Annotated in this window: 13 protein-coding genes; 7 read left to right on the forward strand and 6 right to left on the reverse strand. The window is 40.9% G+C overall.

What is annotated here, in order from left to right; genetic code table 11:
• The first annotated feature begins 213 nt into the window (after positions 1-213).
• Both BUC07_RS12025 and BUC07_RS12030 read left to right on the forward strand, forming a co-directional pair.
• The gene (locus BUC07_RS12025; RefSeq protein ID WP_073169767.1) at positions 214-1,038 is read left to right on the forward strand and encodes a hypothetical protein; all 825 of its coding nucleotides are present in this window, start codon (positions 214-216) and stop codon (positions 1,036-1,038) included.
• A gap of 19 nt (positions 1,039-1,057) precedes the next feature.
• The gene (locus BUC07_RS12030; protein WP_139279561.1) at positions 1,058-1,954 is read left to right on the forward strand and encodes a hypothetical protein; all 897 of its coding nucleotides are present in this window, start codon (positions 1,058-1,060) and stop codon (positions 1,952-1,954) included.
• A gap of 178 nt (positions 1,955-2,132) precedes the next feature.
• Here the strand turns inward: BUC07_RS12030 and BUC07_RS12035 are convergent, their stop codons facing one another.
• Positions 2,133-2,387, reverse strand: coding sequence for a hypothetical protein (locus BUC07_RS12035; RefSeq protein ID WP_139279562.1), 255 nt, complete (start codon positions 2,385-2,387; stop codon positions 2,133-2,135).
• 177 nt (positions 2,388-2,564) lie between these two features.
• Here BUC07_RS12035 and BUC07_RS12045 point away from each other — a divergent pair, with 177 nt between their 5' ends.
• Positions 2,565-3,164: a transposase gene (locus BUC07_RS12045; RefSeq protein ID WP_083578228.1), complete on the forward strand. Its 600-nt coding sequence runs from the start codon at positions 2,565-2,567 to the stop codon at positions 3,162-3,164.
• 118 nt (positions 3,165-3,282) lie between these two features.
• On the opposite strand, the gene BUC07_RS12050 is transcribed toward BUC07_RS12045, so the two are convergent.
• Positions 3,283-5,670: a right-handed parallel beta-helix repeat-containing protein gene (locus BUC07_RS12050; RefSeq protein WP_139279563.1), complete on the reverse strand. Its 2,388-nt coding sequence runs from the start codon at positions 5,668-5,670 to the stop codon at positions 3,283-3,285.
• Between the two features lie 327 nt (positions 5,671-5,997).
• Between BUC07_RS12050 and truA the strand changes: the two genes are divergently transcribed.
• Positions 5,998-6,753: a tRNA pseudouridine(38-40) synthase TruA gene (truA, locus tag BUC07_RS12055; RefSeq protein WP_073169933.1), complete on the forward strand. Its 756-nt coding sequence runs from the start codon at positions 5,998-6,000 to the stop codon at positions 6,751-6,753.
• 1,045 nt (positions 6,754-7,798) lie between these two features.
• Here the strand turns inward: truA and floA are convergent.
• The 4 genes from floA to BUC07_RS12075 are packed head-to-tail and all read right to left on the reverse strand — an operon-like array spanning position 7,799 to position 11,027.
• Entirely contained in the window at positions 7,799-8,779 is a 981-nt protein-coding gene (floA, locus tag BUC07_RS12060; RefSeq protein ID WP_175552527.1) for a flotillin-like protein FloA, read from the reverse strand.
• A gap of 4 nt (positions 8,780-8,783) precedes the next feature.
• Complete coding sequence (locus tag BUC07_RS12065; RefSeq protein ID WP_073169780.1) at positions 8,784-9,254, reverse strand: NfeD family protein; 471 nt, start codon at positions 9,252-9,254, stop codon at positions 8,784-8,786.
• Positions 9,251-9,538, reverse strand: a complete 288-nt coding sequence (locus BUC07_RS12070; RefSeq protein ID WP_073169782.1) for an ATP-dependent Clp protease adaptor ClpS — start codon at positions 9,536-9,538, stop codon at positions 9,251-9,253. Before BUC07_RS12070 ends, BUC07_RS12065 begins: the two co-directional genes overlap by 4 nt.
• A complete protein-coding gene (locus tag BUC07_RS12075; RefSeq protein WP_139279564.1) occupies positions 9,519-11,027 on the reverse strand; it encodes a hypothetical protein in 1,509 nt (502 codons plus the stop codon). The genes BUC07_RS12070 and BUC07_RS12075 overlap by 20 nt, the downstream gene beginning before the upstream one ends.
• Positions 11,028-11,184: 157 nt before the next feature.
• Between BUC07_RS12075 and bcp the strand changes: the two genes are divergently transcribed.
• The 3 genes from bcp (at position 11,185) to thrA (ending at position 15,196) form a co-directional block, all read left to right on the forward strand.
• Positions 11,185-11,649: a thioredoxin-dependent thiol peroxidase gene (gene bcp, locus BUC07_RS12080; protein ID WP_073169786.1), complete on the forward strand. Its 465-nt coding sequence runs from the start codon at positions 11,185-11,187 to the stop codon at positions 11,647-11,649.
• 12 nt (positions 11,650-11,661) lie between these two features.
• Complete coding sequence (gene recA / locus BUC07_RS12085; protein WP_073169788.1) at positions 11,662-12,690, forward strand: recombinase RecA; 1,029 nt, start codon at positions 11,662-11,664, stop codon at positions 12,688-12,690.
• A gap of 82 nt (positions 12,691-12,772) precedes the next feature.
• Positions 12,773-15,196 (forward strand): bifunctional aspartate kinase/homoserine dehydrogenase I, encoded by a 2,424-nt coding sequence (gene thrA, locus BUC07_RS12090; protein ID WP_073169791.1) that lies wholly within the window; start codon positions 12,773-12,775, stop codon positions 15,194-15,196.
• The last annotated feature ends 1 nt before the right edge of the window (position 15,197 follow it).

The raw sequence follows: 15,197 nt of genomic DNA on the forward strand, positions 1-15,197 counted from the left end.
CGGTGTGAATGCATACTCTGCTAAAAATCGAAACCATGTCAATGAACTTATATATTATGGCACTATTGCCGCTTAATTATTTAACGAAGTATTGAACTTAAGCACGAAGAAAATAAAATTTCTAAACTCATTAAGGAAATAGATAATATAAAAGAAAATCCAAAAATAGTTTCTGGTGATTCTTTTGTGAAAACAAGTTTTTGGATTGGACTGATGATAATAATATTTTTAACCATTTATTTATTTGTATTTTATAGTTCGGCTGCATATTCTGCTCTTTTCAAGGACTTTACTCCTGACGATACAAATATCACACAAGCTATTTTTGATGCGCAGGCTGTAAGTAAAGCATTAGCAGATGGTTTTACCGAGCTAATTTTTATATTAGCAATTCCAGCAGTATTTTTGGGGCTGGGATTTTTAATTCACAAGTTTTCAGAAGAAAAAGGTATTGCCAAATATTTTAAAATCATTGGCCTTGTTGTAGTGACATTCATTTTTGATTTTATCATTGCTTATGCAATTGTAAAAGAGATTTACGAAATTAAGATTGGAGGGAGCTTCCAAGAAATGGCACCAATGACAATCGAAGGTGCATTTAAAGAAATTAATTTTTGGATTATCATTTTTGCTGGTTTTGTGGTTTATATAATTTGGGGATTTGTATTCAGTTTCACAATGAAAGAATTTGAGAAGATGGATAGAGTGCGTTACGCTATAAAAACCAAAAACCAAAAATTATCCGAATATAAAATCGACTGTAAACAAATCAAGGAGAATCTTACAAAACTTCAATCGCAAAGGAATAATACGCAAGGAGAAATAGACAAACAAAAAATTAGGTTAGAATCTTATGTGCTTTATTTCAATGACGTAAGAGAAGGTATAAATAATTACTTCACAGGCTGGGGTGGTTATTTGAAATCTACTAACTCATCACAGTCAGATATTCATGACTGTGAACAAATCAAAGAACGGTTTTTGTTTGAATTGAAAAATTCGGAATTTATTAAAACAAGATCTGTTGCAAACAATTAACTTTCAATTTAATAAAATTATGAGACGATTATTCATTATTGCAATTGCTGCATTTTCGATTTTATCATGTAATAACAAGAATAGCATTAATTCTAATTCTGAAACTGAGAAAGCAGTAAAACCTCAAGAAAAACAATTAAATATTTCAATTCTGTTGGATTTGTCTGACAGAATCAGTCCAAGTATAAATTCCGACGCACAAAAAAATGACATTGAAAATATTAGAAATATAACAGAGTTTTTCAAATCAAATATGGCAAATCTAGGAGCATACAAAGCAAAGGGGAAAATAAGGTTGTTTTTCAGTCCAACTCCTTCAAATGAAAATATTAACTCAATAGTAACCAAATTAACAATAGACTGCTCCGAAATGGAAAATAAAGGACGAAAAGAAGTTTATGATACTCTAACAGAACTTTATGCAAAGAATTTGGAGAAGATTTATCAAGAAACTATTGCTACAAGTGATTGGGAAGGAAGTGATATTTGGAGGTTCTTCAAAAATGATGTGAAAGATTTTTGCATTGAAAAAGACACCACATATCGAAATATTTTAATCATTCTTACTGATGGTTATCTTTATCATGAGCAATCAGTTTATAATAACAAGAATCGATATACTTATCTTTTGGGCAATTCCAATATAAAAAAATATAGAAAGCAAAATTGGAAAGAATTGATAGCAAAAAATGATTTTGGAATTAAAACCGAAAGAAATGATTTGAATGAATTAGAAGTACTCGTTTTAGAAATTAGAGCGGAGAATTCTAATAATAAATTAGATGAAGACATTTTAAGATATTTATGGAAAAAATGGTTTAAAGAAATGAACGTTCGACGTTATGAAGTATATTATATGGACTTACCTGCTAATACAAAGACAAGAATTGATAACTTTTTAAATAAAGCGAGTTGAAAATGAACTTGCAACAAAAAATTAATCCCCACTCCAACGCGATTCTGACGCAAGAATTGAAGAAAAAACAGCCCAGCCAACCTAAAAAATACATGAAACAGGTTGAGGATAGCATCAACAGAATGAGGAAAGGCCAAAATAAGAGAGAGAACAGGTGAAATAAAATAACGCGTTTTTGTTAATCGGGAACCGTCCCTTCGTGACCGGAGGGGGGGGTACTTTTTCCCGGCTCGTCTTCCGGCAGTAAAAGAAACCGGTATCCACAAATCGCCCACACCCCGGGTGCATCGGATTCTCCCAAAGGGATCAATTCGTGGCAATTCGCTGTTAAGAAATCGCCGATCGGAATCGGCGACACCCGTGGGTGCAGCGGATTCCGATCCGCTGATTCATAACGCCGATCGGAATTGGCATCACCTACTTTATTTTTCATAAATTGCACAATTAATCCATTCATCTATGGAAAAAAAGGAGTATTACAAACATAATCTGCCCCATTTCCAACAACCCGGACAAGCGTATTTTGTGACCTGGAGTTTACAAGATACTGTGCCTAAAAAAGTGTTAAAACGATATACTCAGCAACTTGAAGTTTTAAAATCGCGGATTGATGCAGGTGCGGCGGATTCTCCTAGGGTATCACTTCATGGCGATCCCCCCTTCACAAATCGCCGATCGGAATCGGCGACACCCATGGAACCAGCGGATTCTCCCAAAGGGATCACTTTGTGGCGATCCGCTGATTCGTAAACTCCGAAAAGAATATTACGCCCTTCGAAAAAGATACATAAAAGCCTACGATGACTTGCTGGATGCTGAAAGGAACCCAAAAACAGATCTTTCTAAACCTGAAAAACTGGAGATTTTAATTGATGCCTTAAAATTTTGGAACGGAAAGAAGTTGAAGAATCACGCTTTTTGTATTATGCCGAATCATATTCACTGGGTGTTTCAGGTGTTTGAAAAAGACAGAAACGGAGAACCGGTTTATTTGCAGGATATTCTCTATTCGGTAAAGCGGTTTTCGGCTGGGCAGATAAACAAACTGGAAAATAGAGAAGGCAGGTTATGGCAGAAGGAAAGTTTTGATACTACCATTCGCGATGAAAAACATTTGTATTATGCTATTGAATATACACTGAATAATCCGGTAAACGCCGGTTTTGTGGATGATTGGCGGGAATGGCCGGGCAACTGGCATGAAGAATAACTGGTGTGCCGGGTGCAGCGGATTCTCCCAAAGGGATCACTCCGTGGCGATCCGCTGATAAAAAAATAGCAGGGGAAAGAAAAGTACCCCTGCTACCCATTGTTATTTTGAGAAGTGTTTATTGTATCGTCAGCGCTGATCCCGCATTGCTGGTGAATGTATTTTCGGAGAGTAAAGTGGATTCCAATTCAGCAAGAGTACTGAGCATTCCGTTTACAGTTGAAGAATTGGAGATAAACAAGCCAGTTCCGCTACCGTTGGTGATTACTGAATTTTGTATCTCCAGTGTGCCATTTAATGCCACATTGGCTGTTCTCCAACCACCGCTGTACAATATCTCGTCATTTCCTGCATAGGATACTTCGCAGTAGTTTAACTTGTTATTGGCACTATTGGTTTCAATTGCAATACCTTTCCATTTTTCATCGGTATCTACAGCCGTAAATGTTATCATCTCATTTTCGGTTCCCTCGGCACTTAAGGCTCCTGAATCGTTAACAATAAGCGATGCATTGCTTGTAAATTTCAAGGTTGCACCTGCATTGACAGTTAATGCTTCTTTGACCTGTACTTCGCTCATCACAAGGTAATAGGCGTCTCCGGACAAGGTAACCCACGTGTTATTTTCTGTATTTGTAAAATTCGATTTATAAATAGCTATAACGTTTTGGGTATTATTTGAAAACTGGAAACCTTCGTTAACTTCAGCAGCATGGTTTGCAGATAAAACAACCGGTCGCCCCTGGATATTCTCGAACGTCAGGTCGCTGAATGAAACTTCTGCACCTTTGTGAACATATATTCCATCCGCACTACTGTTTGATATTGTTGAATTGGTGATGGTAGCCTGCGCATTGTCACCTACTCCAACACTCACGTACTGCCAGCCGCTGTAATAGAAATTATCGTTACTTGCCGCCCACGAAACAGTTACATAATCGAGTTCATTTCTTGCATCCGCTGATTCAAATATAATACCCGACCAATGGATTTGGCCGCTTTCATTGGCTGTGGTAAACACAATTTGATTTGAAGCAGTACCTTTTGCGATTAAAGCACCATCGGTATCTACCACTATTTTTACATCCTGTTCCGATTCAAATTGTGCGCCTTCTTCTATTCTCAGTAATGCTTCAATAGTTATATTGCCGCTTAAATGGTAGCGTGCATTGTTTAAGGCGCTCCATTGTATTTCAGAATCAGACGACAAGGTTGATTTGTTAATTACAACTACATCTTTCCTGTTTCCTGAAAAAGTAGTAGCGCCGTCCATGGAACCAGTTTGCGCTGCGTATAAACCTACGGGATAACCTTCGTTGTCTTCAAAGGAGTTGGACGAGAATTCCCCCAACTCGCCATTTACATGAACAAAGAGCCCGTAATCGCCACTTTTCGAAATGGTGGTATTGTTTAGTTTTAGTTTACCTTCGTCACCAACAGCCAGGGCAGCAGTTTTCCAACCCGAAGAATGCAGAATCTCTTCGCTGCCGGCCCAGGATATTTCAACATTAGACATGATGTTCCTGGCATCTGAAGAATTAACCAAAATACCTTTCCATCTTATCTCGCCCGCTACGTTGGCCGATGTAAATAGAATTGAATCGTCAGTGGTTCCTTCGGCATTTATCATTCCTGAACTGGTAATGGTTAGTACCCTGTTTTGCTCAAAATGAACGATAACACCCGGGGCAACTGTTAATTCAGCATTTACATCCACATTGGCAGTAACAAGATAATCCGGCATATCCGAGTCTTCAAAAATGTCCTCAAGAGTGGTGTTCTCATTTATATCTGAATCGATTACCATCGGATCTGCCTTGGCTATAATTGTCACCTGGGTGGCATTGCTGTTGTCGTTAGGATCGGTTACCTCCAGTTGAAGGATATATTCTCCCGGAACATCAGGAACAAAACCAGCTTCGGCATTGGTGTCGTTGTTTATTTCCGGATTACTGCCGTCGGGTTGGGAAACAATCGTCCATTGAAATGAAAGCTGATCCTCATCCGGATCGGTCGATGCACTTCCATCCAGTACATAAGTTTGTGTTATGGTAATGCTGTTGTTTTCATTGTCCTCGCTGACGGCACTGCCATTTTCATCATGAATGACAGCAACAGGCGGGCTTCCCTCTGCTTCAACTACAGTGATGATGATTTCATCGGTCACTGCATCATAAACGCCGTCGGTCACTGTCAGCGTAACGGTATAACTTCCCGCAACGTCAGGAACAAAACTTGCATTTTTACTATTCGGGTTTGTTAAGGTAGCACTGCTGCTCGAAGGAGAAGTGGTGATTGCCCAGCTGTAAGCTAATTCATCATCGTCAGGATCGGTGCCAGTACCGTTTAAAGTTACTGTACTGCCCACTACTGCATCCTGATCAATGCCTGCATCTGCAGTTGGCGGATCGCCGGGCTGAACTTCTTCATCTTTTTCACAACTGTAAAAAATGCCTGTAAAAGCTAAGGCAATTAATACAACATAAGTTTTAACCAAATACTTCATAATAATTTGTTTTGTTTTGAAATGTGTTTTAATTAGAATTAATTTAAATAATGGCAACAGTACCAACTGAAATTAGTTCAAAAAAAATTTAAAAGAATGGCTTGATGAAGAAATAAGGTGTAGCGGATTCTTCCAAAGGGATCACTATGTGGTGCTCCGCTGATTAAAGAGATGCCGATCGGAATTGGCATCACCTGAAGCTTGAGAAGCCCGTCATTTTGGTGGGCGAGAGGTGGTTCCTGGGCAAATAGTTTTCAGACAGCACCCGTCTCACCGATGTATTTTGCAGAGAAAATGGTTAATTTGCGGTTTGAAGCGAAAAATATAATGAGTCAACGCTATTTTTTACAACTGAGTTACAAAGGAACCCACTACCATGGCTGGCAAATTCAGCCCAATGCCGTTTCGGTGCAGGAAGTGATGGAAAAAGCATTGTCAACAATCCTTCGCGAAGAAATCGCAGTAGTGGGCGCCGGCCGCACCGATACCGGGGTACATGCTTCCTGTTTTGTACTGCATTTCGACAGTAAAAACAGGGCGATTGCTGAAGGAGACTTAGTTTTTAAACTGAACCGCTTTCTGCCGCCGGACATTGCGGTTATCGGCATTAAAAAGGCACCCGGCGATTTCCACGCCCGGTTCAGCGCCATCTCGCGCACCTACCACTATTATATTTCCACACAGAAAAATCCGTTTCAAACAGAAACCAGCTACCAATACACGGTTCCGCTCGATGTGCCAAAAATGAATGAAGCCGCCAAATTACTATTTGAATACACTGATTTTACCAGCTTCAGCCGACTGCATACCGATGTAAAAACCAACTACTGCAAAATATGCAAAGCAGAGTGGAGCAGGGAAGAAGATCAACTGGTTTTTACCATTTGCGCCGATCGATTTTTACGTAACATGGTACGTGCCGTGGTGGGAACATTACTCGAAGTTGGCCGTGGAAAACTTTCTGTGGAAGGTTTCAGGGAAATTATTGAAAAAAAGGACAGGGGGGCGGCAGGAGCTTCGGCACCGGCCCGGGGACTGTTTTTATCCCACATCGGGTATCCAAAAGAGATGGAAATACAATAGCACATTTTGATATTTGGGTAATTAACTTAGGTGTCAGAGTGTAGTAAATAAATTTCGGTGTTGGAAAATCCTGCTTCCGTTGCGGGCAAAAAAAAAGGACGGGTCAACACCCATCCTTTTCATCTAACTAAACCAATAAAACTAATCAAACCTAAACCTATGAACTAAAACTATGCTGCAAATATAAGCCCGATTTTGATTGAATGAGTTAACTGAGTGTTAAGAAATATGTTGTTAAACATTTTTTAACACTTTTTGGAGATAATAAAATTTGTAGAATGAATAATTAATGACTGATTTTGAAGTGATTATAAATAATTAAGTACTGATTATTTTACGACCAATATAAATTGGTATTGGAAACTCCGGCTCCCATTGTGGCAAAAAAAAAGGACGGGTCAACACCCATCCTTTTCATCTAACTAAACCAATAAAACTAATCAAACCTAAACCTATGAACTAAAACTATGCTGCAAATATAAGCCCGATTTTGATTGAATGGGTTAACTGAGTGTTAAGAAATATGTTGTTAAACATTTTTTAACACTTTTGTTGAGATAGCAAAACCTATAGAATGTATAATTAATGGCTGTTTTTAAGGGAGTTATAAATAATTGAATGCTGATTGTTTCTACTTTGACAGATTATATGAGAGACCGATTTTTCTTATTTTTTACCCCGGCCCCAAGTGGAGAAATAAGAAAAATCTATTTGGTTCCCCTTGGGGTGTAGGGTAAAACGAATAGATTTTTCGATATTAGTGTAAAGTGTCAAAGTAGAATTATTTTACGACCAATATAAATTGGTATTGGAAACTCCGGCTCCCATTGTGGCAAAAAAAAGGACGGGTCAACACCCATCCTTTTCATCTAACTAAACCAATAAAACTAATCAAACCTAAACCTATGAACTAAAACTATGCTGCAAATATAAGCTCGATTTTGATTGAATGGGTTAACTGAATGTTAAAAATATGTTATTCAACATTAAATCAAAAAAAAAGCCTTTCAGAAAATGAAAGGCTTTTTTGATAAGTTGTTGAATATTATTCTTTTTCATCATTTTGCTCGTCGTCTGCAATTGACCCGCGCATAGCCGTATCGGCTTTAATGTTATTGTATTTCATGTAATCCATTATGCCCAGGTTTCCGCTTTTGAATGCTTCGGAAATAGCCAGTGGCACTTTCACCTCGGCCTCGATAACTTTGGCACGGGCTTCCTGTGCTTTGGCTTTCATTTCCTGCTCGAGGGCTATAGCCATGGCACGGCGTTCTTCGGCTTTGGCCTGTGCAATGTTTTTGTCGGCTTCGGCCTGGTCAATTTGCAATCCGGCACCAATGTTTTTACCAATGTCGATGTCTGCAATATCGATGGAGAGAATTTCGAAAGCGGTCCCGGCATCGAGTCCTTTCTCCAGCACAACCCGCGAAATAAAATCCGGATTTTCGAGCACGGCTTTGTGCGAGTGCGATGAACCGATGGAAGAAACAATCCCTTCGCCCACACGGGCCAAAACTGTGTCTTCGCCGGCGCCGCCTACCAACTGCTTAATACTTGCGCGGACAGTGACACGTGCTTTGGCAATCAGCTGAATCCCGTCTTTTGAAACGGCAGTAACCGGGGGGGTGTTAATCACTTTCGGGTTAACCGACATTTGAACGGCCTCGAACACATCGCGGCCCGCAAGGTCGATGGCAGTGGCCACTTTAAAAGTTAAGTCGATGTTGGCTTTGGATGCCGACACCAGCGCGTGCACCACATTGGCCACGTGCCCGCCGGCCAGGTAGTGTGCCTCCAAATCGTTTCGGTTAAGATGAAGGCCTGCTTTTGTTCCTTCGATTAGTGCCCGGACGATAACTCCCGGCGGCACTTTTCTGAACCGCATCAGAAACAGCTGCAGAAGTGAAATTTTTACGCCTGAAACCAGGGCTGAAAACCACAACCCGATGGGAATGAAATAGAGGATGATGAAAAGTAAAACAATTACTCCAATCACCATTCCCCATGTACCTACTGATTCAATCATTTTGTTATTTTTTTACAGGTTCTACAATTATTTTATTAGTGAGCATTTTCAATACTTTTATTTCGGTGTTGTGGTCAACATAAGCGCCGGTTGACTGTGCTTCAACTATTTCGCCGTTAACTTTTACTTTTCCTGAAGGGGCAAGCCGCCCAATGGTTTTTCCGGTATCGCCAACTTTAACTTTGGAGTTGTCAACCGATTCCACTTTGCCGTCAACAAAAGTTTCAAGCATCATTTTTTTGCCCGATTTCGATTTAAAAAAATAGTAAATCAGCAAAGGGGAGGCAATTAAAACAAACGTGAGGGTAAGAAAACCAATCCCGGTACCATATTCTGAAAAAGCTATAAAAACGCTGATCCCCAGCAGAATGAATCCGCCAATCCCGGCAATGGTAACTCCGGGTATCACGGCAAACTCGATGAGTAAGAGCAACAAACCCAGTAAAATGAGCAAAATAATAGCAAATGCGGTCATGATTCTGTATTTATGGATGTGCTTAACTCTCTTTCAGTCAGCGCATCTTTCATTTTTTTTAATGTGTTAAATTCCCCTTTACGAATGTCGCAACTGCCATTGTGGTGGGTAATTACCGTACATTGTACTGCTTGTTCGTAATCGTGGTCGCAAACGTCAATCAGTGCATCAATAACGTAATCGAAACTGTGCACTTCATCATTGTGCAAAACCAGCAGGTATTCATTGGTTTCCTTTTGTTGGAGGTTTTTGGCCGGATTCTTTTTAGTCTCTCTCGATGTCATCTTCTGCTTCTATATTTTTTGCTTGTTCCAAAGTTATTCTTTTTCCGTTAAAATACGGTACAACAAAGGCATCTTCTATTCCTTCCTGCCTCACCTGGTTTTGCATTTTTATGGCATCATCAAGATTTGAGAGGTTTCCTGTGGTGTAAACAACCACTCCGTCTTCATCGGTATAGTTGTCAATTTTACGGATGAGTGATAATTTATTGAACTTTCGTTTGATATAGGATGGCAGTCCGCGACTGTAAGCTCCTATTTGTATTTTGTAAACCAACTGGTTTTCATTTTCCTGTTGTTGGTTTTGAGAGATCGGTTCCGAATTGTTGAACAAATCGCTTGCTGCTATTAAAAGCGGAGTGTCAGTGTCTTTTTTCTGGTTTTGTACTGTTGCCTGCTCGCGGGCCTTTTTCATTTTATCCAGTTCTATAATGAAATTATTTACCGCAGTTTCTCCGGCTTGTTGCCAGTAATTATTTTCGAGCTGCCTGCTTTCCGAAAAAAGCTGCATAATATTTTCCCTGATCTGGTATAATTCATTTTCAATGGTGAGAATTTCATCACCGATTTCTGCTTTTCTTTCAGGGTCTTGTGTTGTTTTATATTCGTTTCGCAGTTTCTCGGCCTTTTCAATATCCTGATTCAGCTCTGACTGAATTTTTTTTCCTTCCAGAAAAAGTTCTTTTCCTTTTTCAGTTTTGAAATGGGCGGTGTTGAGGTAAGTTATTTTGTTATTTACCTGGAATTCTACCGGCTCACCCGACGGTGGAGTGTAGGTTGCTTTTACGCCGGGCAGGTCGGGCAAATTTTTTCGGGGTGTTGAAATTAATTCGGTTTGAAGCGATTGGGGAACCGGAACTATCAGGCTGTCTTCAATGACCGGATTTTCTGCAATAATTTCTTTTTCCTGCTTTGTTGAGGGAGGAGTGGTTTCCGGTATTGTACTTTCGGGGGCTTTGGTTTGCTCCTTTTCGGCAGTAGGTTCAGGCTGTTCCTGTTGAACGGTAATTGCTGCCTGTGCCGGTTTTTCTTGTTCAGCAAAAGGATTCACTTTATCGTAACATTGCTGAATTTTTTGGGTGAGTTGAACTTCTTCACGGTCATCTTCAGTTACACTAATTCTGTATTGGTTATAGTATTTTAGTGCCTGTTCCCAATTATTTCTTGCGTGATACTGAATTCCCAGATAATAGTTAATGCGGTGAGGAGTGGCATCTTTTATTACGCCCAGCAGAGTGTTCAAATCATTTTCTGAATAATGGCCATTTTCGGTTCGGCTGGCAGCATAATAATAATTTAACATGGTGTTACCCGGTTCATTTTCCAGCAGTTGCCTGAACGCAGTTTCTGCGGCTTCATATTCTCCATCATCGAAAAGTTGCATGGCCCTGATGGCCGAAACATCCTGGTTGCCGGCAAAAAGGTTACCATTTCCGGCAAACAATAAAACAAACAGGAGTGTTAGTAGTACTAATTTATTATTGTTCAGCATTGTTTTTTTCTGATAATTTACAAATGGTAAAATTACAAAAATTGTGCAAAGCAGTAACTTTTTAAGGGCAAAGGAATCTTTCGGAATCAAATAAGATGTTGCCTGATATTTATCATTAAATAACGTATATTTGTAGAACTTGAAAAACAAACAAAACATGACAACATTAAAATCAGGCGATAAAGCACCCGATTTTGAGGGGGTAAATCAGGATGGCAAAAAGGTTGGTTTACAGGATTTCTCAGGAAAAAAGCTGATACTTTACTTTTACCCGAAAGACAACACGCCGGGCTGCACAGCCGAATCGTGTAACCTGAACGATAATTACAATGCCTGGCTAGAAAAAGGATATGAAGTATTGGGCGTGAGCCCCGATAGTGTAGAATCGCACCGGAAATTTAAAGAAAAATTCAATCTGGAATTCGATTTGTTAGCCGATACAGAAAAAGAGATCCTGCAGGCTTACGGTGCCTGGGGCGAAAAAAATATGTATGGGAAAAAATATATGGGCGTGTTACGCACCACTTTTGTTATCGATGAAAACGGGGTGATAGAAGACGTTTTCAAAAAAGTGAAAACAAAAGATCATACGAATCAAATTTTAAAAAGCTTAAATATATAACCTGGTCTGAACATGACGAAAGAAGAAAAAGCAACAATGAACAAAGAAAAGCTGAAAGCACTTCAGCTTACCATGGACAAAATTGAAAAGAGTTACGGAAAAGGTTCCATCATGCGTATGGGCGACCGAGTTGTTGAAAATCTTCCGGCTATCCAGTCGGGCTCGTTGGCACTCGACATTGCTCTTGGCGTAGGTGGTTACCCCAAAGGACGGGTAGTTGAAATTTATGGCCCCGAATCGTCGGGTAAAACCACGCTGGCCATTCATGCCATTGCCGAGGCACAAAAAGCCGGTGGCATTGCCGCAATTGTAGATGCCGAGCATGCTTTCGATCCGTACTATGCCAAAAAACTTGGCGTGGATACCGAGGAACTGCTGATTTCGCAACCCGACAACGGCGAACAGGCCCTCGAAATTGTGGATAACCTGGTGCGCTCGGGTGCCATCGACATTATTGTTATCGACTCCGTGGCAGCACTTACGCCAAAAGCTGAGCTCGAAGGCGAAATGGGCGATTCCAGAATGGGATTGCAGGCCCGCCTCATGTCGCAGGCTTTGCGGAAACTCACAGGAAACATCAGCAAAACAAAAACCTGCTGTGTTTTTATTAACCAGCTACGCGAAAAAATTGGTGTGATGTTTGGCAACCCCGAAACCACCACAGGTGGGAATGCCCTGAAATTTTACTCGTCGGTGCGTTTGGATATCCGGCGGATTGGCCAGATTAAAGACGGCGATGAGGTGATGGGTATTAATGTACGGGTGAAGGTTGTGAAAAACAAAGTGGCACCACCTTTCCGAAAAGCAGAATTCGATATTTTGTATGGCGAAGGAATTTCAAAATCGGGTGAAATTATCGATTTGGGCGTTCAATATAATATTGTCAAAAAAAGTGGATCGTGGTTTAGTTATGGCGACACCAAACTTGGGCAGGGGCGCGAAACTGTGCGCAACCTGATAATCGATAACCCTGAACTGGCACAAGAGCTTGAAACCAAAATTTTTGATGCCATTACAGGAAAAACCACAACAACAGAATAAGAAACGAAAAACGGCAGATTATACTGGGTGAAACGCGTCTGTCGATTCATCCAGTTTTTTTTTTAATGAAAAAAAAGTTCGCATGAAGGTTTTAAAATTTGGAGGCACATCAGTTGGCTCAGCCAAAAACATTCAAAAAGTTAGGGAAATTGTACAAAGCCAGAATGACAATGTAATTGTTGTGGTTTCCGCATTGGGAGGAGTAACCGACTTAATTCTTGAGGCAGCACAGGTTGCTGCCACCGGTACGGACGATTTTGGTAATTATCTGAAAGAAATAAAACAGCGGCACTCCACAGTGGTTTCCGAACTTTTTAACGGCTCGGGCCCCATAACTTATATTGCTGACGAACTGTTGGATGAGTTGGAACAAATTCTTACCGGAATTACGCTGGTGGGGGAGCTCACCCCAAAAACCCTTGACCGCATTGCCGGAATAGGCGAGCGTATTTCATCGCATGTTGTTGCGCAGTATATTCCCGGGGCTATCAGGGAAGATGCAGCCGAATTTATTAAAACAAACAGTAATTTTGGAAAAGCTGCGGTTGATTTTGATGAAACCGACCAGTTGATAAAAGCGAAATTCAAAGATTTTTCCGGCGTTGCCGTTGTTCCGGGGTTCATTGCCAAAAACTCCCGCAATGAATTCACCACTTTAGGCCGCGGCGGTTCCGATTATACCTCAGCCATTATTGCCGCAGCCCTCGAAGTTGAAGCCCTTGAAATTTGGACCGATGTGGATGGTTTTATGACTGCCGATCCACGCGTTATAAGTAAAGCCTACACAATTCCGGAGCTCACTTATTCCGAAGCTATGGAGTTGTCGCATTTCGGCGCAAAAGTGATTTACCCGCCAACTATTTTGCCGGTTTACCAGAAAGGAATTCCTGTTCATATAAAAAATACGTTTAAGCCCGAAAATGAAGGCACACTCATTTTAAGCAGCACCAGTGACCGAAAAGATCGGCCGATTAAAGGAATTTCTTCCATCTCCCGGATTGCGTTGCTTACACTACAGGGAATTGGAATGGTGGGGGTTACCGGTATTTCAATGCGTTTGTTTACGGCGCTGGCCAAAATGAATGTAAATGTGATCCTGATTTCACAAGCTTCATCCGAGAATTCAATTAGTGTGGCGGTTGACGAGCACGCGGTTAACCTTGCTGAAAGTGCCATCAGGGCTGAGTTTGAAAAGGAGATTGCAAGCGGGCAGGTGAGTAAAATTGCCATAGAAAACGATTTGTCTATTGTGGCTATTGTGGGCGAAAACATGAAACACACTACCGGAATTGCCGGAAAACTGTTTTCAACCATTGGAAGAAATGGGATAAACATAATTGCCATTGCGCAGGGCGCCTCGGAGCTTAATATTTCCTGGGTGGTAAAAACCAGCGAACTGCGAAAAACACTGAACGTGGTGCATGAATCGTTCTTCCTCTCCGAAAATGTGGAATTGAATGTATTCCTGATGGGTATTGGAACTGTTGGTGGAAATTTACTGCAACAAATTCAGAAGCAACAGCAAAAGCTGCTCGATGAAAAACACCTGAAAATTAAACTCACAGGAATTGCGAACACGAAAAAAATGATTTTCAGGCGCGAGGGTTTTGATATCGCGAATGTAAAAGAAACGCTGCAGGCCTCGGAAATGAAATCTTCGTTGCAGGGATTTGTGGAAGCGATGAAGGCAATGAATATTTACAACTCGGTTTTTGTGGATTGCACCGCCTCGGACGAGGTTGCTTCGCTGTACAAAGAAATTTTGCAGTCGAACATTGCTGTGGTGACGGCCAACAAAGTGGCTGCTTCTTCAGCTTACGAAAACTACACCGCGTTGAAAAACATTGCCAAACAAAAAGGTGTTAAATTTTTGTTTGAAACCAATGTTGGTGCAGGTTTACCAATTATTAACACCCTCAACGATTTGGTTTATTCAGGGGACCGGATTCTGAAAATCGAGGCTGTGTTGTCAGGTACGCTCAATTTTATTTTCAATACTATTTCAGCAGAAACACCATTGAGCAAAACCATACAAATGGCAAAAGAACAAGGGTTTTCGGAACCCGATCCGCGGGTGGATTTGAGCGGGGTGGATGTGGCACGTAAAATTCTGATCCTGGCCCGCGAAGCCGGGTATCCGCTCGAGATGGAAGACATTACCATCGAGCGTTTTGTTCCTGCGTCCTTTTTTGACGGCTCGCTTGACGATTTCTGGAAAAACATTCCGGCCCTTGATGATGAATTTGAAACAAAACGTAAAAAGCTGGAAGAAGAAAACAAAAAGTGGCGTTTTGTTGCCCGCTACGAAAACGGAAAAGCACAAATCGGGCTGCAGGTAGTGGATAGCAAACATCCGTTTTATGATTTGGAAGGCAGCAACAACCTGGTGATGTACACCACCGAGCGTTACAACGAATTCCCGATGCTGATAAAAGGATATGGCGCCGGTGCTTCGGTTACGGCTGCCGGTGTGTTTGCCGATTTAATTAAAGTATCGAATATTTAAA

Source organism: Tangfeifania diversioriginum (assembly GCF_900141875.1).
GTDB lineage: Bacteria > Bacteroidota > Bacteroidia > Bacteroidales > Prolixibacteraceae > Tangfeifania > Tangfeifania diversioriginum.